At 65.4% G+C, this 18,517-nt stretch carries 15 protein-coding genes; 12 read left to right on the top strand and 3 right to left on the bottom strand.

What is annotated here, in order from left to right:
* The first annotated feature begins 81 nt into the window (after window positions 1-81).
* The 4 genes from mrdA (at window position 82) to L6D77_RS23230 (ending at window position 4,524) form a co-directional block, all read left to right on the top strand.
* Window positions 82-1,974 (top strand): penicillin-binding protein 2, encoded by a 1,893-nt coding sequence (gene mrdA, locus L6D77_RS23245; RefSeq protein ID WP_232885084.1) that lies wholly within the window; start codon window positions 82-84, stop codon window positions 1,972-1,974.
* A gap of 161 nt (window positions 1,975-2,135) precedes the next feature.
* The gene (locus L6D77_RS23240) at window positions 2,136-3,089 is read left to right on the top strand and encodes an endonuclease (RefSeq protein ID WP_232885085.1); all 954 of its coding nucleotides are present in this window, start codon (window positions 2,136-2,138) and stop codon (window positions 3,087-3,089) included.
* Between the two features lie 113 nt (window positions 3,090-3,202).
* Window positions 3,203-3,604, top strand: coding sequence for a MerR family transcriptional regulator (locus L6D77_RS23235; protein ID WP_232885086.1), 402 nt, complete (start codon window positions 3,203-3,205; stop codon window positions 3,602-3,604).
* 20 nt (window positions 3,605-3,624) lie between these two features.
* Entirely contained in the window at window positions 3,625-4,524 is a 900-nt protein-coding gene (locus tag L6D77_RS23230) for a hydroxymethylglutaryl-CoA lyase (protein WP_232885087.1), read from the top strand.
* Window positions 4,525-5,076: 552 nt separating this feature from the next.
* Here L6D77_RS23230 and L6D77_RS23225 read toward each other — a convergent pair.
* Window positions 5,077-5,592: an MgtC/SapB family protein gene (locus tag L6D77_RS23225; protein ID WP_232885088.1), complete on the bottom strand. Its 516-nt coding sequence runs from the start codon at window positions 5,590-5,592 to the stop codon at window positions 5,077-5,079.
* Window positions 5,593-5,761: 169 nt separating this feature from the next.
* Between L6D77_RS23225 and L6D77_RS23220 the strand changes: the two genes are divergently transcribed.
* The 4 genes from L6D77_RS23220 to L6D77_RS23205 all read left to right on the top strand — a co-directional run bounded on the left by L6D77_RS23220 (window position 5,762) and on the right by L6D77_RS23205 (window position 11,114).
* Window positions 5,762-6,001: a DUF3203 family protein gene (locus tag L6D77_RS23220; RefSeq protein WP_110994600.1), complete on the top strand. Its 240-nt coding sequence runs from the start codon at window positions 5,762-5,764 to the stop codon at window positions 5,999-6,001.
* Between the two features lie 120 nt (window positions 6,002-6,121).
* Window positions 6,122-7,531: a cytochrome c oxidase accessory protein CcoG gene (gene ccoG / locus L6D77_RS23215; RefSeq protein WP_232885089.1), complete on the top strand. Its 1,410-nt coding sequence runs from the start codon at window positions 6,122-6,124 to the stop codon at window positions 7,529-7,531.
* Between the two features lie 55 nt (window positions 7,532-7,586).
* Window positions 7,587-8,996, top strand: coding sequence for a GntR family transcriptional regulator MpaR (gene mapR, locus L6D77_RS23210; protein WP_232885090.1), 1,410 nt, complete (start codon window positions 7,587-7,589; stop codon window positions 8,994-8,996).
* 54 nt (window positions 8,997-9,050) lie between these two features.
* Entirely contained in the window at window positions 9,051-11,114 is a 2,064-nt protein-coding gene (locus L6D77_RS23205; protein WP_232885091.1) for a PAS domain-containing protein, read from the top strand.
* A 1-nt stretch (window position 11,115) separates the two neighbouring features.
* Here L6D77_RS23205 and L6D77_RS23200 read toward each other — a convergent pair whose 3' ends face one another.
* Window positions 11,116-11,862, bottom strand: a complete 747-nt coding sequence (locus L6D77_RS23200; RefSeq protein ID WP_232885092.1) for an SDR family oxidoreductase — start codon at window positions 11,860-11,862, stop codon at window positions 11,116-11,118.
* Between the two features lie 259 nt (window positions 11,863-12,121).
* On the opposite strand from L6D77_RS23200, the gene ppnN reads away from it, so the two are divergent.
* The 3 genes from ppnN to L6D77_RS23185 all read left to right on the top strand — a co-directional run bounded on the left by ppnN (window position 12,122) and on the right by L6D77_RS23185 (window position 15,675).
* Window positions 12,122-13,495 carry a nucleotide 5'-monophosphate nucleosidase PpnN gene (gene ppnN / locus L6D77_RS23195; protein ID WP_125463733.1) on the top strand — a complete coding sequence of 458 codons (1,374 nt, stop codon included), beginning with the start codon at window positions 12,122-12,124 and terminating at the stop codon, window positions 13,493-13,495.
* A gap of 133 nt (window positions 13,496-13,628) precedes the next feature.
* Window positions 13,629-14,309 (top strand): response regulator transcription factor, encoded by a 681-nt coding sequence (locus L6D77_RS23190; RefSeq protein WP_153787671.1) that lies wholly within the window; start codon window positions 13,629-13,631, stop codon window positions 14,307-14,309.
* Window positions 14,287-15,675: a sensor histidine kinase gene (locus L6D77_RS23185; protein WP_232885093.1), complete on the top strand. Its 1,389-nt coding sequence runs from the start codon at window positions 14,287-14,289 to the stop codon at window positions 15,673-15,675. Before L6D77_RS23190 ends, L6D77_RS23185 begins: the two co-directional genes overlap by 23 nt.
* A gap of 107 nt (window positions 15,676-15,782) precedes the next feature.
* On the opposite strand, the gene L6D77_RS23180 is transcribed toward L6D77_RS23185, so the two are convergent.
* On the bottom strand, window positions 15,783-16,964 hold the full coding sequence (locus tag L6D77_RS23180) for an MFS transporter (protein WP_232885094.1): 1,182 nt from the start codon (window positions 16,962-16,964) through the stop codon (window positions 15,783-15,785).
* A 303-nt stretch (window positions 16,965-17,267) separates the two neighbouring features.
* On the opposite strand from L6D77_RS23180, the gene mexE reads away from it, so the two are divergent.
* A complete protein-coding gene (gene mexE, locus L6D77_RS23175; RefSeq protein WP_232885095.1) occupies window positions 17,268-18,509 on the top strand; it encodes a multidrug efflux RND transporter periplasmic adaptor subunit MexE in 1,242 nt (413 codons plus the stop codon).
* Window positions 18,510-18,517 lie beyond the last annotated feature (8 nt).

Here is an 18,517-nt window from a genome sequence, read left to right as displayed (position 1 = left end):
AGCCCCCGCCTTGAGCCTCGCCGCCCGCCCGCGTAGCATCGCCGCCCCGCACGTACCGCCCAGACCGACCCGTCACCGCCCATGCCACAACCCATCCCCCTCAAGGACCACGAGAAAGAAAAGCACCTGGTCAATCGCCGGTTGCTGGCCTGCGCCCTGCTGGTCGCCAGCCTGGTGTCGGTGCTGGTAGGCCGGCTCTATGTATTGCAGGTGGTACAGCACGACCAGCAGACCGCGGTGTCGGAAAACAACCGCGTGCACGTGCTGCCAATCCCGCCCGAGCGCGGATTGATCTATGACCGCAACGGCGTGGTGCTGGCCGACAACAAGCCCAGCTTCAACCTGACCATGACCCGCGAACGAGCCGGCGATTCGGCCAAGGTGCTCGACGCGCTGGCGCAGATCCTCAGCCTCGGCGAGGACGACCGCCACCAGTTCGACAAGGACCTGCGCCGGGGACGCAAACCGTTTGAGCCGGTCACATTGATGGTCGGCCTGAGCGAAGAGCAGATCGCCCTGATCGCCGTCAACCAGTTCCGCCTACCGGGGCTGGAGGTAGAGCCGCAGTTCATCCGCGAGTACCCGCTGGCCGAGCACTTCGCCCATTCGGTGGGCTATGTCGGGCGGATCAACGAGAAAGAGGCCAAGACCCTCGACAACACCGAGTACCGGGGGACCCAGTCGATCGGCAAGACCGGCGTCGAGCGCTTCTATGAGCACGAACTGCACGGCCAGGTCGGTTACGAAGAGGTCGAGACCAACGCCCAGGGCCGGGTGATGCGGGTGCTGCGCCACCACGACCCGGTGCCGGGCAAGTCCATCGTGCTGAGCCTGGACGCCCACCTGCAGCAGGCCGCGGAAAAGGCCCTGGGTGACCGGCGTGGCGCGGTGGTGGTGCTGGACCCGGCCAACGGCGACGTGCTGGCGATGGTCAGCAACCCCAGCTTCGACCCCAACCTGTTCGTCAAGGGCATCAGTTTCAAGCAGTACTCGGCGCTGCGCGATTCGATCGACCGGCCGCTGTTCAACCGCGTGCTGCGTGGCCTGTATGCCCCCGGCTCAACCGTCAAGCCGGAGGTGGCCATCGCCGGCCTGGACAGCGGTGTGATCACCCCTGGCAGCCGGGTGTTCGACCCCGGCTACTACGAACTGCCCAACTACGACCACAAGTACCGCAACTGGAACCACAGCGGTGATGGCTGGGTGGACATGTACACCGCGATCATGCGTTCCAACGACACCTACTTCTACGACCTGGCCCACAAGCTGGGCATCGATCGGCTGCACGACTACATGGCCGAGTTCGGCCTGGGCCAGAAAGTCTCGCTGGACATGTTCGAGGAAGCGCCCGGGCTGATGCCGTCGCAAGCCTGGAAGCGCGCCACCCGCCGCCAGGCCTGGTTCCCCGGTGAGACGCTGATCCTTGGCATCGGCCAGGGCTACATGCAGGTCACCCCGTTGCAGCTGGCCCAGGCCACCAGCCTGCTGGCCAGCAAGGGCGCCTGGCACCGCCCGCACCTGGCGATGACCATCGGCGGCCAGACGCCCATCGACCCCAACCCGATGCCAGACATCGTGCTGCACGACAAACGCGCCTGGGACCAGGTCAACCAGGGCATGCAGATGGTCATGCACGATGCCCGCGGCATCGCCCGCGCCGCCGCCGCCGGGGCCCAGTACCGTATCGCCGGCAAGAGCGGCACCGCGCAGGTGGTGGCGATCAAGCAGGGTGAGCGCTACAACCGCAACAAGACCCTGGAACGCCACCGGGACAACGCCCTGTTCGTCGGCTTCGCCCCAGCCGACCACCCGGCCATGGTGGTGGCGGTGATGATCGAGAACGGCGAGGCCGGTGGGCGGGTGGCAGGCCCGGTGGTGCGTGAGGTGATGGACGCCTACCTGCTGGATGAACAAGGGCACCTGAAGGCGCAGTACGCGGGCAACGCCGCGCAGGCCGGTGTGCCGCACACCTAGCGCTCCTACAAGGGGGCGAGCAAGCCCATGATGTGGGAGCCGGCTTGCCGGCGATGAAGCCCGCCAATCATGAAAGAAATCCCATTCGACACGCGCAAGCCCATGAAAACAAAGCGTTCCTGCGTATAATCGCGATTTTTCCGACTGCGATTTTCCCTTTCATGAAAAGACTGTTGTACGCAGCATCCCTGTGCCTTGCCCTCATCCCCCCCGCCTTCGCCACCCCGCCGGCCACCTTCACCGAAGCCAAGGTCATCGCCAAGCAGAAGGTCTACCTCGACCAGGCCAACAGCGCCCAGGGCGACCTGTACTGTGGCTGCAAATGGACCTGGGTCGGCAAGTCCGGCGGGCGCGTCGACGCGGCCTCCTGCGGCTATGAAACCCGCAAGCAGCAAAGCCGCGCCGAGCGCACCGAGTGGGAACACATCGTCCCGGCCTGGACCTTCGGCCACCAGCGCCAGTGCTGGCAGAACGGCGGCCGCGAAGCCTGCGTCGACAAGGACCCCGTGTTCCGCGCCATGGAAGCCGACCTGTTCAACCTCTATCCGGCCGTGGGCGAGGTAAACGGCGACCGCAGCAACTTCAACTACGGCATGGCCGCAGGCGTTGCCCCACAGTACGGCCAGTGCACCACAAAAATCGATTTCCAGCAGAAAGCCGCCGAACCGCGCAATGAAGTCAAAGGCCTGGTGGCACGCACCACCTTCTACATGTTCGACCGCTACCAGCTGAGCATGTCACGCCAACAGCAACAGCTGCTGATGGCATGGGACAAGCAGTACCCGGTAACGCCCTGGGAGAAGGAGCGTGACCGCCGCATCGCGGCGGTGATGGGCCATTCCAATCCGTTCGTGACCGGTGAGCGCAGCTGGACACCGGGTTACAAGCCAGCAGGCGCCGCTCCGGTGGTGACCGCTGCCGCACAACCTGCCAAAGCCAGCGCGGCCAGCACGGCGGCGCAGGGCGCCGTGCTGGGCAACCGCAACAGCCAGGTCTACCACCTGGCCAGTGGCTGCCCGGGGTACGCGCAGGTAGCGGCGAAGAACCAGGTGGCATTCGACTCCGAAGCCGCGGCGCAGGCGGCCGGCTACCGCAAAGCCGGTAACTGCAAGTAGCACCTGCACAGGCTCCTGGCACATCGACTGCCGGGAGCCTGGAGCGGTTTCAGCTTGACGTTTACGTCAAGCTCACTTTAGGTTAACGCTGATCCCACCCCCCGAGCATCAGCATGACCAGCCAGACCTACAGCATCTCCGACCTGTCCCGCGAGCTGGACATCACCACCCGCGCCATCCGCTTCTACGAGGAGCAGGGCCTGCTCAGCCCCGAGCGTCGTGGCCTGGAGCGCATCTACTCGGCCCGTGACAAGGTCACCCTCAAGCTGATCCTGCGCGGCAAGCGCATCGGCTTCTCGCTGGCCGAGTGTCGCGAACTGATCGGGCTGTACGACCCCACGGGCGGCAACCTCAAGCAGCTCAACAGCATGCTCGGCAAAATTGCCGAACGCCGTGCCCAGCTGGAGCAGCAAATGCTCGACATCCAGCAGATGCACCTGGAGCTGGACACCGCCCAGGAGCGCTGCGAACAGGCCCTGGCCGCCACCCTGAACCAGCAGCACCCTCACCGTTGATCCGCCACAGGAAGCCCGCCATGTCATTGCCCAAGAATGTCCGCCTGGTCGAAGTCGGCCCCCGCGACGGCCTGCAGAACGAAGCCCAGCCCATCAGCGTCGCCGACAAGGTGCGGCTGGTCGACGACCTTACCGATGCCGGCCTCTCCTACATCGAAGTGGGCAGCTTCGTCTCGCCCAAGTGGGTACCGCAGATGGCCGGTTCCGCCGAAGTGTTCGCCGGTATCCAGCAACGCGCAGGTGTTACCTACGCGGCGCTGGCACCCAACCTGCGCGGCTTCGAGGATGCCCTGGCGGCGGGCGTGAAGGAGGTGGCGGTGTTCGCCGCCGCTTCCGAGGCCTTCTCCCAACGCAATATCAACTGTTCGATCAGCGACAGCCTCAAGCGCTTCGAACCGATCATCGAGGCCGCGCGCACGCAGGGGGTACGGGTGCGCGGTTACGTGTCCTGCGTGCTGGGTTGCCCTTATGAAGGGCCGGTCAGCGCCGAGCAGGTCGCGCCGGTGGCCCGTGCCCTGCACGAGATGGGTTGTTACGAGGTCTCGCTGGGCGACACCATAGGTACCGGCACAGCCGGCGATACGCGCCGGTTGTTCGAGGTGGTCGCAAGGCAGGTGCCACGCGAGCAACTGGCCGGGCACTTCCACGACACCTACGGCCAGGCGCTAGCCAACGTCTACGCCAGCCTGCTCGAAGGGATCGCGGTGTTCGACAGCTCGGTCGCGGGCCTGGGCGGCTGCCCGTACGCCAAGGGCGCCACCGGTAACGTCGCCACCGAAGACGTGCTCTACCTGCTGCAAGGCCTGGGCATCGATACCGGTATCGACCTCGACCGCCTGATCGCCGCAGGCCTGCGTATCAGCGAGGTACTGGGCCGCACTACCGGTTCGCGAGTGGCGCGGGCGCGTAGCGCAGGCTGAGTCACACCGGTGTCACATGAGTGTGGGTGGAGTGTTACCGCCCACACCGCTGGCAGCAAAAAATCGGGTAACAGGGAAACAAATCGACAAAATTTCAGGTGCCCGATTTTTGCGAAAATAGCCAAGCCATTGATTTTAAAGGGTTTTAAAAAGTTGGCACGGCACCTGCTATATCTCTGGCACAACAAGAACAAAAAAACAGCGACACCTAATAAAAACAACATGAAACGGTTCTGACATAACAAGAACAACACGGCAGAAGCGTAGCAAGCAGATTTTTTTGGAGTCGACGTGCTTTCCAGGGAAGCTTTCGCAGAAAAGCCCCGCAGCCTGACACAGAACAATAAAACTACCTGAAGGTAGCGACAGTCACGGTTGGATCACACACGTTGCATGAACGCAGGTCAGCGCTCAAAAAAATACGTTTGCTCTTGGCCCTGGTTAGGGGCCCCGCAGTACCGAGACAAAAGCCGACAAAAACAACAACAGGCCCGTCTCCAATAATAAAAAAAGAGCAGGCAACAACGCTTATGAGGGGAGCTTCGGCTCCCCTCAGTGCTTCCTGCCCTCCTCCTCGTTTTTCTCCTCGCCCGCGCCCTCTACCTTGTCCACCAGCAGCGGCATCGTGCCCAGCACCAACAGCGCGAGCACCGTGCTGAGCAGCGCCGTGGCCTCGCGCCCCATGCCGGCGGCCGTGCCGATGGCGGCGGTCATCCACAGCCCAGCGGCGGTGGTCAGGCCCTTCACATGGCTGGTGTCCTGGCCGTGGCCCTTGAGGATGGTACCCGCACCGAGAAACCCGATACCCGCGACGATGCCCTGGATCACCCGGCTCAGCGCCTGCTCGTCGGCCCCGGCCATGCTCGGGGCCAGCACGAACAGCGCCGCGCCCAGGGAGACCAGCATGTGCGTGCGTACCCCGGCCGCCTTGCCTTTGCTTTCCCGTTCGAAGCCCAGCACCGCGCCCAGCACCGCGGCCATCAGCAGGCGCACGAGAATGCGGGTGATCTCCTGTTCGTCGGTGATGTCGGCGAATTCGGACTTGATGGTCGAAAAGATCGTTTCCATCGGTTGTTCTCCTGCACTGGCCGCATCGCGGGGCAAGCCCGCTACCCCGTCATGCGGCCCTTACTTGAGCTGACCACACAACCAGCCCGGAGTGCCACCGGGCAGAAAGGTGCAGCATCAACGCCCGGCCTGCGGTCACACCCTGTAACCGCCCGAGGAGGACCAGGCCATGCCCATCGAAGTCGACGAAACCACCCGCCACTGCACCCTGATTGGCGACCACATCCGCCTGGAAGGCACCGGCCCCGAGATCGAGATCGTCACCGACGAACAGCTGCGTATGTCGGTGGCGATCCTGGCGGGCGAACGCGTGCCTATCACCGAAGCCGAAGCCGATGCACTGACCGTCGCAGGTGCGGTGGATAGCCGCAGGCATCTGAAGGCCAGCGTTCCAGGCTCGGTAATCTAGGGCCTCGGGGCATTTGAGGGGAATCTGATACGGTTTTTATCGCCATAGCTGAGTCTGTGCTGCAAACAGATGGGGGGCCATAGTGCCCTGGCCTGATCGAGGCCTGATGAGCGATGAACCATGAGTGACAGAATCCCCTTCCGAGTCATCGAGATTGCCCCCGCCGCCGTCAACAAGAGCAAAAGCCAGCCGGACGGCGGCATCCACACCCGCAGCTTCAGCGGCTTCTACCGCAACCTGCGGATTACCTTTGCCGGCGCGTTGTTCCTGCTGTTCTTCGGCACCGCCTGGCTGCAGTGGGACGACCGCCAGGCCGTACTGTGGGACCTGGCCGACAGCAAGTTCCACATCTTTGGCGCGACGTTCTGGCCGCAGGATTTCATCCTGCTCTCGGCGTTGCTGATCATCTGCGCCTTCGGCCTGTTCGCCATCACCGTGTTCGCCGGCCGCGTGTGGTGTAGCTACAGCTGCCCGCAGAGCACCTGGACCTGGCTGTACATGTGGTGCGAAAAGGTCTGTGAAGGCGACCGCAACCAGCGCATCAAGCTCGCCGCCGCCCCCTGGAGCGTCAACAAGCTCGCCCGGCGCAGCCTGAAACACACCTTGTGGCTGGCCATCGGCCTGCTCACCGGGCTGACCTTCGTCGGCTACTTCACCCCGATCCGCCCGCTGGCCGCCGAGCTGTTCAGCCTGGAACTGGGCGGCGCGGCGCTGTTCTGGGTGCTGTTCTTCACCGCCGCCACCTACATCAATGCCGGCTGGCTGCGCGAGGCGGTGTGCATGCACATGTGCCCCTATGCGCGCTTCCAGGGTGTGATGTTCGACAAGGACACCCTGGCGGTGGCCTACGACCCCAGCCGCGGTGAAGCCCGTGGCCCGCGCAAGAAAGGCAGCATCCCTGGCGAGCAAGGCCTGGGCGACTGCATTGACTGCACCCTGTGCGTGCAGGTCTGCCCCACCGGCATCGATATCCGCGACGGCCTGCAGATGGGTTGCATTGGCTGCGCCGCGTGCATCGACGCCTGTGACGGGGTCATGGACAAGATGGGCTATGCCCGCGGCCTGATCGGCTACAAGTCCGAGCATAACCTGCAAGGCGGCACCACCCACTGGCTACGCCCACGCCTGCTGGGCTACGCCGCGGCGCTGGTGGTGATGATCGGCGCGCTGGTCGTGGCCCTGCAACTGCGCCCCATGGTGTCGATGGACGTGATCAAGGACCGCGGCCTGTTCCGCGAGAACGCCCAGGGCCAGATCGAGAACATCTACCTGCTCAAGATCATCAACAAGACCAGCGAGCCGCAGCACTATCGCCTGCGCCTGGTCGACGCCGACGGTTTCGAGCTGCACGGGCGCACCGAGTTCAGCATCGCCGCCGGCGAGATGAGCGAGCTGCCGGTGTCGGTGGCACTGCTGGCCGACCGCCCGAGCAGCAGCTCGCAGGAGCTGACCTTCGAGCTCCAGGACAGCGACCAGCCTGGGGTGCGCAGCATTGCCCACAGCCGCTTCGTCGCACCAATGAACCGATGAACAGATGAACAGATAAACCCTTACACTGCCCTTTACCTTGCCCGTGCAGAACACCATGAAACGCTATGAACGCTTCGCCGACGACATTGCCGAACTGATCCGCACCGGGGTGCTTGGCCCCGGCCAGCGGGTGCCCTCGGTACGCTATGCCAGCCAGACTCACGGGGTCAGCCCGTCCACGGTGTTCCAGGCTTATTACCTGCTGGAACGCCGCGGCCTGATCCGCGCCAGGCCGCGCTCGGGCTACTTCGTCAATGCCCATGCCCCGCGCCCATTCAACGAACCCCAAGTGCAGGCGCAAGCCACCGAGTCCACTGACGTGGACGTCAGCGGCCTGGTGTTCTCGATCCTCGACTCGATCAAGGATCCGCACACCGTGCCGTTCGGCTCGGCCTTCCCCAGCCCCACGCTGTTCCCCCTGCAACGCTTGTCCCGCTCGCTGGCCAGCGCGAGCCGGGCGATGGACCCGCGCATGGTGGTCACCGACCTGTCGCCGGGCAACCCGCAGCTGCGCCGGCAGATCGCCCTGCGCTACATGGTTGGTGGGCTGATGCTGCCAATGGAAGAGCTGCTGATCACCAACGGCGCGCTGGAGGCACTCAACCTGTGCCTGCAGGCCGTGACCCAACCGGGTGATCTGGTGGCCATCGAGGCACCGGCCTTCTATGCCTGCCTGCAGGTGCTCGAACGCCTCAAGCTCAAGGCCGTGGAAATCCCGGTACACCCGCGCGAAGGCATGGACCTGGCGGTGCTTGCGCGCACCCTGGACCAGCACCCGGTGAAAGCCGTGTGGTGCATGACCAACTTCCAGAACCCGGTGGGCGCGAGCATGCCCGAGGCGAAGAAGCAGGAACTGGTCGAACTGCTGCGCCGCCACCAGGTGCCACTGATCGAAGACGACGTCTACGCCGAGCTGTACTACGCACAGCAGGCGCCCAAGCCGGCCAAGGCCTTCGACACCGAGGGCCTGGTGATGCACTGCGGCTCGTTCGCCAAGAGCCTGGCCCCGGGCTATCGCATCGGCTGGGTGGCCGCCGGGCGCTTCGCGCAGAAGATCGAGCGACTCAAACTGATGACTTCGCTGTGCGCTTCGATGCCGGCCCAGGCCGCGATTGCGGATTACCTGCAGCACGGCGGCTACGACCGCCACCTGCGCAAGTTGCGCTACGCCCTGGAGGGCCAGCAGGTCAACATGCTGGCGGCCATCGCCCGGCACTTCCCGGCGCAAACACAGGTCAGCCACCCCTCCGGCGGCTACTTCCTGTGGTTGGAACTGCCCGAGCAGATGGACGCGCTGAAGCTGTTCCACATGGCGCTGGCGCAAGGCATCAGCATCGCCCCGGGGCCGATCTTCTCGCCAACCCGGCGCTTTGGTAACTGCATCCGCCTCAACTACGGCAGCCCCTGGGGCGATGGCGCGGAACAGGCCATGGAGACCCTCGGGCGCATCGTGCGTTCGTTCTAGCGGCGCGCGGGCCGGCAAGCTACAGTGGCGCCAAGCCCGACGCTGGACACCTGCATGCCCGACCGCAACCTGCCCGCCCTGCAGCGAGAGCTGCAGGCGCTGCGCCAACGCAACGCCGTACTTGAAGCGCGCCTCGAGCAGCAAGCGCAAGCCGATGACGATCTGTATCGGTTCCTGTTCGACACCATGGACGAAGGCTTCTGCGTCATCGAGTTCTTCGATGGCCCGCACGGCCCGCTCAGCGACTACGTGCACATCCTCGCCAACGCCGCCTACGCCCGCCACGCCGGCATCCCCAACGTGGTCGGGCAGAAGCTACGCGAGATGGTGCCGGATGAAGCCGATGACTGGGTCGCCCGCTACGGCGAGGTGCTGCGCACTGGCCAACCCTTGCAGTTCGAACAGGAACTGGTGGCCACCGGGCATGTGCTGTCGGTAACCACCTTCCGCATAGAGCCCGCCGAGAAACGCCAGGTGGCAGTGCTGTTCAAGGACGTGACCGAGCGCCGCCGCGCCGAGGATGCCCTGCAGCAGCTCAATGACCAACTCGAACAACGGGTCAGCGCGGCACTGGCCGAGCGCGGGCTGTTCGCCGAACTGGTCGAGCGCAGCGTGGCCAACGTGCATGTGCTTGATACCGACTTGCGCTGGCTGGCCATCAACCAGCAGGCCCAGCGGGACTTTCAACGCCTGTTCGGCAAGACGCCGCATGTGGGTGACAGCCTGGCGGAGTTGATGCGCGAGCACCCCGATAGCCTGGCCGAAAGCCTGCGCCTGTGGCGGCGCGCCCTGGCCGGGGAAACCTACGTGCAGACCAGCGCCTTCCCTGAAGGCGCGCAGACGAACTATTTCGAGTTGCACTTCAGCCCAATGCGCGCCCCCTCGGGCAGCGTCGTCGGTGCCCACCTGTTCGCCTACAACGTCACTGAGCGGGTATTCGAACAGCAGCAACTGCTCAAGGCCGAGGAGGCCCTGCGCCAAGCGCAGAAAATGGAAGCGGTGGGCCAGCTCACCGGCGGTATCGCCCACGACTTCAACAACCTCCTGGGCGGCATCCTCGGCGCCCAGGAGCTGGTGCGCCAGCGCCTGGAACAGTCGCGCCCGGATGAAATCCCCGGCCTGCTCGACACCGCCAGCAATTCGGCCCGCAGCGCTGCGGCGCTGGTCCATCGCTTGCTGGCGTTCTCGCGGCGCCAGACCCTGATGCCCCAGGCGACTGCGGTGGGTGCGCTGGTGCAGACGATGGAAGAACTGATCCGCCGCAGCGTTGGCCCGGCCATTCAGCTCAATGTCCACTGTGCCGATGACCTGTGGCCGACCTTCATCGACCCGCCGCAGCTGGAGAGCGCTCTGCTCAACCTGTGCATCAACGCCCGCGACGCCCTGCCGGCCGGCGGCTTGATCGACATCCACTGTACCAATCAGCTACTCGACGAGGAACGTGCCGCCCTGCTCGACCTGCCCGCCGGCGAGTACCTGTGCCTGAGCGTGCGCGACAACGGCCGTGGCATGCCCCTGGAGGTGGCGGAGCGTGCCATCGACCCGTTCTTCACCACCAAGCCCCTGGGCCAGGGCACTGGGCTCGGGTTGTCCATGGCTTACGGTTTCGTGCGTCAGTCTGGTGGCCAGCTGCAGATCCACTCGAAACCGGGGGCGGGCACGCTGGTCGAACTCTACCTGCCACGGCATTTCGCAGCGCCTGCGGCGAACGAGCAGCGAGAGAAGCCTGGCGACCGGGCTAACCACCACGGCGCACTGATCCTGCTGGTCGAGGACCAGGCGGCCTTGCGCCTGGTGATCGGCGAAGTGCTCGAAGAGTTCGGCCATCAGGTGCACAGCGTGGAGAACGGCGCACAAGCCCTCGAGGCCATGGCCCACGGGCTCTTGCCGGACTTGCTGATCAGCGATATCGGCCTGCCCGGCAGCCTCAACGGCCGCCAGGTGGCGCAGGCGTGCCGTGCCCGGCATGCAGATCTACCGGTATTGTTCATCACCGGTTACGACGAAAGTGCGGCGCACAGCGACGGCGTGCTGCCGCCGCGCACGGCGGTGCTGCTCAAGCCGTTCGAACTCGGCGATATTGCCGACAAAGTGGCTGAACTGCTCGCGCTCGGCTGACTCAGCGCCCGCCGCCCAGGTCGATGAAGCTGCCTGTGGAGTAGGACGCCTTGTCCGACAGCAACCACAGGATCGCTTCGGCGACTTCCTCAGGCCGACCACCACGCCCCATAGGCAGGCCGGGCTCGAGCTTGGCGACCCGGTCCGGGTCGCCGCTCAGGGCGTGGAACCCAGTGTGGATGTAGCCGGGGCGCACCCCGTTGACCCGCACACCCTCGCCGGCCACTTCCTTGGCCAGGCCGACCGTGAAGGTGTCCAGCGCACCCTTGGACGCGGCGTAGTCGACATATTCGTTGGGCGAGCCCAGGCGCGCGGCCACCGACGACACATTGACGATCGCCCCGCCCTGCCCGCCGTGGCGGCGCGACATGCGCAGCAGTGCGTGCTTGGCGCACAGCATCGGCCCGACCACGTTGGTTTTCATCACCTTGAGCAGGCGGAACTCGGACATCTCCTCGACCCGGCTCTGCTGGCCGATGGTGCCAGCGTTGTTGACCAGTGCGCTGACCGGGCCGAGTTCATGGTCGACGCGCAGGAACAGCTGCGCCACCTCATCCTCGACACTGGCATCGGCACGCACCGCAATGGCGCTGGCACCAAGCGCGCGAACCTGCGCCAGCACCGCTTCGGCAGCCTGGTCGTCGGCGTGGTAGTTGATGCAGATACGGTAACCCTGTTGCGCCGCCAGCAACGCGGTGGCGGCGCCGATGCCCCGGCTGGCGCCGGTGATGACGATGACCTTGTCCATGAATCGGTCCGGATGACTGGAAAAGGCCTACGAGATTAGGGGAAAAGCGTTGGGCGGGGCAATGGTGACGGCCCATGGGCAAATACCAGTCAGTTAAGCCAATTGGGGCCGCCCTGCGGCCCCCAAAATAGCGATAAAGCGTTAACTGACTGGCATTAGCCTATGGGCGGCCTTTTTCACTGCCCCCCTCGTTACCCCGCACATTTGCTTGTATGGTGTTGTCCAAGAAGGATGTTTTACCCGCACAGGAAAGACTTAGATGCCCCAACGCAATGTCATCAACGCCTCCGTCAGCCCCAAAGGCAGCCTGGAGACCCTGTCGCAACGTGAAGTCCAGCAACTGAGCGAAGTCGGTACCGGCAGCCTCTACACCCTGTTCCGCCAGTGCGCCCTGGCAATCCTCAACACCGGCGCCCATGTCGACAATGCCAAGACCATCCTCGAGGCCTACAAGGACTTCGAGGTGCGCATTCACCAACAGGACCGCGGCGTACGCCTCGAGCTGCTCAACGCCCCGGCCGATGCCTTCGTCGATGGCGAGATGATCGCCAGCACCCGCGAAATGCTGTTCAGCGCCCTGCGCGACATCGTCTACACCGAAAGCGAGCTGGCCAGCCAGCGCATTGACCTGGAGAGCTCCCAAGGCCTCACCGATTACGTCTTCCACCTGCTGCGCAACGCCCGCACCCTGCGCCCCGGCGTCGAGCCGAAAATGGTCGTGTGCTGGGGCGGCCACTCGATCAGCAGCGAGGAATACCAGTACACCAAGAAGGTCGGCCACGAGCTGGGCCTGCGCAAACTCGACGTTTGCACCGGTTGCGGCCCAGGCGTGATGAAAGGCCCGATGAAGGGCGCGACCATCGCCCACGCCAAGCAGCGCATGCACGGCAGCCGTTACCTGGGCCTGACCGAACCGGGCATCATCGCCGCCGAGGCGCCCAACCCGATCGTCAACGAGCTGGTGATCCTGCCAGACATCGAGAAGCGCCTTGAAGCCTTCGTCCGCGTCGGCCACGGCATCATCATCTTCCCCGGCGGCGCCGGCACCGCCGAGGAGTTCCTCTACCTGCTCGGCATCCTCATGCACCCGGACAACCACGAGCTGCCCTTCCCGGTCATCCTCACCGGGCCGCGCAGCGCCGAGGCGTTCCTGCTGCAACTGCACGCCTTCGTCGGCGCCACCCTCGGCGAGGCCGCGCAGCGCCACTACCAGATCATCATCGACGACCCGGCCGAAGTGGCCCGGCAGATGGTCGAGGGGCTCAAGGCGGTCAAGCAGTTCCGCCGCGAGCGCAACGATGCGTTCCACTTCAACTGGCTGCTGAAGATCGCCGAAGGCTTCCAGCATCCGTTCGACCCCACCCACGAAAACATGGCCAACCTGGCCCTGCGCCGCGACCTGCCGCCCCATGAGCTGGCCGCCAACCTGCGCCGGGCGTTCTCCGGCATCGTCGCCGGCAACGTCAAGGACAAGGGCATCCGCCTGATCGAAGAACACGGGCCGTACCAGATCCGCGGCGACGCGGCGATCCTCGACCCGCTGGGCCGCCTGCTGCAGGCATTCGTCGACCAGCACCGCATGAAGCTGCCGGGCGGCGCGGCCTATGTGCCGTGCTACCAGGTGGTGAGCTGAAAACAACCGGGGCCGCGCAAGCGGCCCCGGCTGCTTTCAGGCCAGGTTCCCTGGCGCAGATGAATTTTTCTTAAATCGCCGTTTGTCTATTCTTTGGCACAATCAGTCATCCCCTTTGCGCCCAGGAACCCGCATGCCACGCGTACTGACCATTGAAGACGACGCCGTCACCGGCCAGGAAATCGTCGCCGAACTCTCCAGCCACGGCCTTGACGTGGACTGGGCCGACAATGGCCGCGAAGGCCTGGCCAAAGCCATCGCCGGGGGCTACGACCTGATCACCCTGGACCGCATGCTGCCGGAGGTGGACGGCCTGACCATCGTCACCACCCTGCGCAACCTGAAGATCGCCACCCCCATCCTGATGATCAGCGCCTTGTCCGATGTCGACGAGCGGGTGCGCGGCCTGCGTGCCGGCGGTGACGACTACCTGACCAAACCCTTCGCTTCCGACGAGATGGCCGCCCGTGTCGAAGTGCTGCTGCGCCGCAACAGCACGCCCATGACCCAGACCCGCCTGCAGGTCGCTGACCTGGAGCTGGACCTGATCAGCCATGAAGCGCGCCGTGGCGAGCAGGCGCTGAACCTGCTGCCCACCGAATACAAGCTGCTGGAATACCTGATGCGCCATGCCGGCCAGGTGATCACCCGGATGATGATCTTCGAGGAAGTCTGGGGTTACCATTTCGACCCGGGCACCAACCTGATCGACGTGCACATCGGCCGCCTGCGCAAGAAGATCGACTCCCCCGGCCAGACCCCGCTGATCCGTACCGTGCGGGGCTCCGGCTATGCCATTGCCGAACCCGTCTAAGGGCTGGAGCTCGTCCACCAGCCGCCTGCTGGCGCTGTACAGCTTCCTCTTCGTCGCCTGGAGCAGCATCCTCATGGGGGTGCTGTACTTCGAGGTCTCCAGCTACCTGAACAAGCTCACCCGCCACTCGATGATGCAGCGCCAGCACCTGTTCGCCCACATGAGCGGCAAGCAGCTGGACGACGCGCTGATCGCAAGCCAGGCCTTCGAGGAACGCAGCTTCGATGCCTACGGCCTGTTCGACCCGCAGCTCAACCCGATTGGCGGGCGCATCCGCAGCATCCCGCCGGAGCTGGGCCTGGACGGCAAGATCCATGAGCTCAAGCGCTGCCTCGACGCCGACGACCCACACCTGCCGCGCGATAGCTGCGACGCCGTGGCGATCCGGGTGCAGGACGGCCGCTGGCTGGTGCTGGTGCGCGACAACGGCTCGCTGTTCGTGGTCACCCGGATCATCCTGCATGCGCTGCTGTGGGGCATCTCGCTGACCCTGATCCCGGGCTTTGCCGGCTGGTACCTGCTGCGCCGCCGCCCGCTCAAGCGCATCCGCGCGATCCAGGCCCAGGCCGACCTGATCGTGGCCGGCGACCTCACCCACCGCCTGCCCCTGTCAGCCCGCCGCGACGAACTGGACATGCTGGCCGCCATCGTCAACGCCATGCTCGACCGCATCGAGCGCCTGATGCATGAAGTGAAAGGCGTGTGCGACAACATCGCCCATGACCTGCGCACCCCGCTGACCCGCCTGCGCGCCCAGCTCTATCGCATCCGCCAGCAGAGCGGCACCGATTCGCCCGAAGGCGAGGCGCTGGACCAGGCGATCGGCGAAACCGACACCCTGATGGCGCGCTTTCGTGGCTTGCTGCGCATCAGTGAACTGGAAGACCGCCAGCGCCGCGCCGGCTTCGTCCAGCTCGACCCGCACGCGCTGCTGGTAGAACTGCATGACTTCTACCTGCCGCTGGCCGAAGACGTCGGCATTCGCCTGAGCCTTGAACAACCTGCGCAACTGGCTGCGCTGCATGGCGACCGCGAGCTGCTGTTCGAAGCCCTGGCCAACCTGGTGGGCAATGCCATCAAGTTCACCCCCGAGGGTGGCCAGGTGCGGATTGCCGCCAGCCAGGACGAACGTGGCGTGCAGATTGCCGTCGAAGACACCGGCCCGGGGATTCCAGCCGACGAACGCGAAGCGGTGCTCAAGCGTTTCTACCGCAGCGAGGAAGGTCATCGCCATGCCGGCTTTGGCCTGGGCCTGTCGATAGTCGCGGCGATTGTCGACCTGCACGGGTTTGGCCTGCAGGTGGATGCCAGCCCATTGGGCGGCGCCAGGCTGGTGCTGCACTGCCCGCTGGCAGGGCCGTTGTAGGAGCGGCCTTGTGCCGCGAAAGGGCCGCACAGCGGTCCCAGCGGTCGATGAGGTGAAGCTGATATCCTGGGGCCGCTTTGCGGCCCTTTCGCGGCACAAGGCCGCTCCTACACAGACCGCGCCCCTGCCCGCACCCGGCGAAGCACCTGCCCAACCAGCAACAGATTCACCAGCGCCAACCCGATCAGGCTATACAACACCCCATACGCCCCCAGGTGCTCGAACAGGTAACCGCCCACCAACGGCGTCAACGCCTGGCCGATCAACGCCGGCCGCGACATGCGCCCCATCAGCAGCACGTATTGCGCTGGCGGCAGCATCGCCAGCGGCAACAGGCCACGCACGATGGCCCGCAAGCCGTTGCCGCAACCGAAAACCAGCAGGCCGATTGCCGTCGCCGCCGGGGCGAAGGTCACCAGCAACAGCCCCGCCAGCACCAGGCTGGTCCAGGCCAACGCCGTCCACACCGGATGGCGCTTACCCACCAGGATCTGCAGCACCCGCGAGGCCACCTGGCTAGGCCCGAGCATCGCCGCCAGGCCAATGGCCGCCGCCAGCGAATGCCCCATGCCCTGCAATACCGAAACCAGTTGCACGGCAATCGCCGTCATGATGATCGCGCCGATGGCGAAGATCGTCGTCAGCAACAGGTATAACCACCGATCGATACCCTCGCCCGCCTCGCCTGCCTGTGCCTTGTGCCCGACAAGCTGGCCGCCGGGCGGCAGTACTTTCCAGTACAGCGGCGCCACCACCAGCAACAGCACCACGGCATACAGCACGCAGGCCTGGCGCCAGCCCAGCTGTTCAATCAGTAGCGCCACGGTGGGCCAGGACAGCGTCGAGGCAAAACCTGCAATCAGCGTCACCCCGGTGATCGCCCGACCCGCGCCTCCGGCGTACAGCCCCCCAAGGGTGGCGAACAGCGCCTCGTACAAGCCCATGGCCATGCCCACGCCGATTACCGCCCAGGCCAGCAGGAACACCCCCAGGCTGTGGCTGGCGGCCATCAACAGCAGCCCCAGCGCCACCACCGCGCCGCTGGCGGCCAGCTGCGGGCGCCCGCCGTATCGGGCGATCAGTCGGCTGGACAACGGCGCCAGCAATGCCGAGACCAACAGGCTCAGCGACAGCGCGCCGTACACCCACTGGCTGGGCCAGCCGGTATCGCGGCTGATCGGCGCGGCCATCACCGCCATCAGGAAGAACGAGCCGCCCCAGACCAGGATCTGCAGTACGCCGAGCCAGATGATGGAAAGGTTGGAGGGAACGCGAACAGTGGAATTCACAACGGGACCTTGTTGAAACAGGGTTGAGCGACTTCTACGACGGCGTCACCTTCATCGCCGGCAAGCCGGCTCCCACATGTACCGCGCCATCCTCATGGCCAGCGCCGTCCCTGTGGGAGCTGGCTTGCCAGCGATGAGGCCGGAGCAAGCGATACTTGCCGGGCACAGGCAATCATGCCCCATATCGATACTGACGAACGTCATATCATTGCCCGTGATAATAACCTTCGCTGCATTCGATTCGTGCGTCGCGCGCAACGCACTCACACTCCGCCCACTACTAATACATTGGCGGAGTACTCCATGGATCACTCACTCAAACCCTTGCGCTTCCCCCTCGCTGCCCTGGCAGTGGTGGTGCTCAGCGCCTGTGGCCGCACCCCAGACGCCATGCAGGCTCCCGCCGCGCCCAAGGTCAGCGTCGCCAAGGTGATCGAGCAGCCGATCAACGAATGGGACGAGTTCACCGGCCGCCTGGAAGCGCCGGAAACCGTCGAGGTGCGCCCACGGGTCTCTGGCCAGATCGACCTGGTGGCCTTCACCGAAGGCGCCCAGGTAAAGAAAGGCGACCTGCTGTTCCAGATCGACCCACGCCCGTTCCAGGCTGAAGTGCGCCGCCTCGAAGCCCAGGTGCAACAGGCCAAGGCCACCGCCATCCGCAGCGCCAACGAAGCCCGCCGTGGCGAGCGCCTGCGCGACAGCAACGCGATCTCCGCCGAGCTTGCCGAGTCGCGCAGCAGCGCCGCCGCCGAAGCCCGTGCCGGGGTCGATGCGATCCAGGCACAACTGGACCTGGCCCGCCTGAACCTGAGCTTCACCCGCGTCACCGCACCGATCAGCGGCCGCGTCAGCCGCGCCCAGTTCACCGCCGGCAACATCGTCAGCGCCGATGTCACCCCGCTGACCAGCGTGGTCTCCACCGACAAGGTGTACGCCTACTTCGACGCCGACGAGCGCGTGTACCTCAAGTACACCCAGCTGGCGCGTGACGGCCAGCGCGGCCAGAGCACCCCGGTGTACCTGGGCCTGACCAACGAAACCGGCAACCCGCACCTGGGCCAGATGAACTTCGTCGACAACCAGGTCAACCCGCGCACCGGCACCATCCGTGGCCGCGCCGTGTTCGACAACCGCGACGGCCAGTTCACCCCCGGCCTGTACGCGCGCCTGAAGCTGGTCGGCAGCGCCCAGTACGACGCCGTGCTGATCAACGACGAAGCAGTCGGCACCGACCTTGGCAAGAAATTCGTGCTGGTCATGGACAAGGACAACAAGGCCGCCTACCGCGCCGTGGAACTGGGGCCCAAGCTCGAAGGCCTGCGCATCGTGCGCAGCGGCCTGGGCAAGGACGACCGTATCGTGGTCAAGGGCCTGCAGCGCGTGCGGCCTGGCTCGCCCGTCACCCCGGAAGAAACCCAGATGGCCAGCGAACAGACCCTCGCCGCCCTCGCCCAGCAGCGCCAGGCCCTGGAGGCCAGCAACCCGGCGCCGAAGGTAGCGGGTGCCAACGTCAAAGTCGCCAGCGCCCAAGCGCCACGCGGTTAAGGGACAAC

Origin of the sequence: Pseudomonas parasichuanensis (assembly GCF_021601385.1) — a bacterium.
GTDB lineage: Bacteria > Pseudomonadota > Gammaproteobacteria > Pseudomonadales > Pseudomonadaceae > Aquipseudomonas > Aquipseudomonas parasichuanensis.
Note: the sequence above shows the minus strand (reverse complement) of the source record. Positions and strands in the feature narration are given on the sequence as shown.

Coding starts and splice junctions, on each gene's coding strand:
- mrdA (WP_232885084.1), top strand. CDS start 82: ATGCCACAACCCATCCCCCTCAAGGACCACGAGAAAGAAAAGCACCTG.
- L6D77_RS23240 (WP_232885085.1), top strand. CDS start 2,136: ATGAAAAGACTGTTGTACGCAGCATCCCTGTGCCTTGCCCTCATCCCC.
- L6D77_RS23235 (WP_232885086.1), top strand. CDS start 3,203: ATGACCAGCCAGACCTACAGCATCTCCGACCTGTCCCGCGAGCTGGAC.
- L6D77_RS23230 (WP_232885087.1), top strand. CDS start 3,625: ATGTCATTGCCCAAGAATGTCCGCCTGGTCGAAGTCGGCCCCCGCGAC.
- L6D77_RS23225 (WP_232885088.1), bottom strand. CDS start 5,592: ATGGAAACGATCTTTTCGACCATCAAGTCCGAATTCGCCGACATCACC.
- L6D77_RS23220 (WP_110994600.1), top strand. CDS start 5,762: ATGCCCATCGAAGTCGACGAAACCACCCGCCACTGCACCCTGATTGGC.
- ccoG (WP_232885089.1), top strand. CDS start 6,122: ATGAGTGACAGAATCCCCTTCCGAGTCATCGAGATTGCCCCCGCCGCC.
- mapR (WP_232885090.1), top strand. CDS start 7,587: ATGAAACGCTATGAACGCTTCGCCGACGACATTGCCGAACTGATCCGC.
- L6D77_RS23205 (WP_232885091.1), top strand. CDS start 9,051: ATGCCCGACCGCAACCTGCCCGCCCTGCAGCGAGAGCTGCAGGCGCTG.
- L6D77_RS23200 (WP_232885092.1), bottom strand. CDS start 11,862: ATGGACAAGGTCATCGTCATCACCGGCGCCAGCCGGGGCATCGGCGCC.
- ppnN (WP_125463733.1), top strand. CDS start 12,122: ATGCCCCAACGCAATGTCATCAACGCCTCCGTCAGCCCCAAAGGCAGC.
- L6D77_RS23190 (WP_153787671.1), top strand. CDS start 13,629: ATGCCACGCGTACTGACCATTGAAGACGACGCCGTCACCGGCCAGGAA.
- L6D77_RS23185 (WP_232885093.1), top strand. CDS start 14,287: ATGCCATTGCCGAACCCGTCTAAGGGCTGGAGCTCGTCCACCAGCCGC.
- mexE (WP_232885095.1), top strand. CDS start 17,268: ATGGATCACTCACTCAAACCCTTGCGCTTCCCCCTCGCTGCCCTGGCA.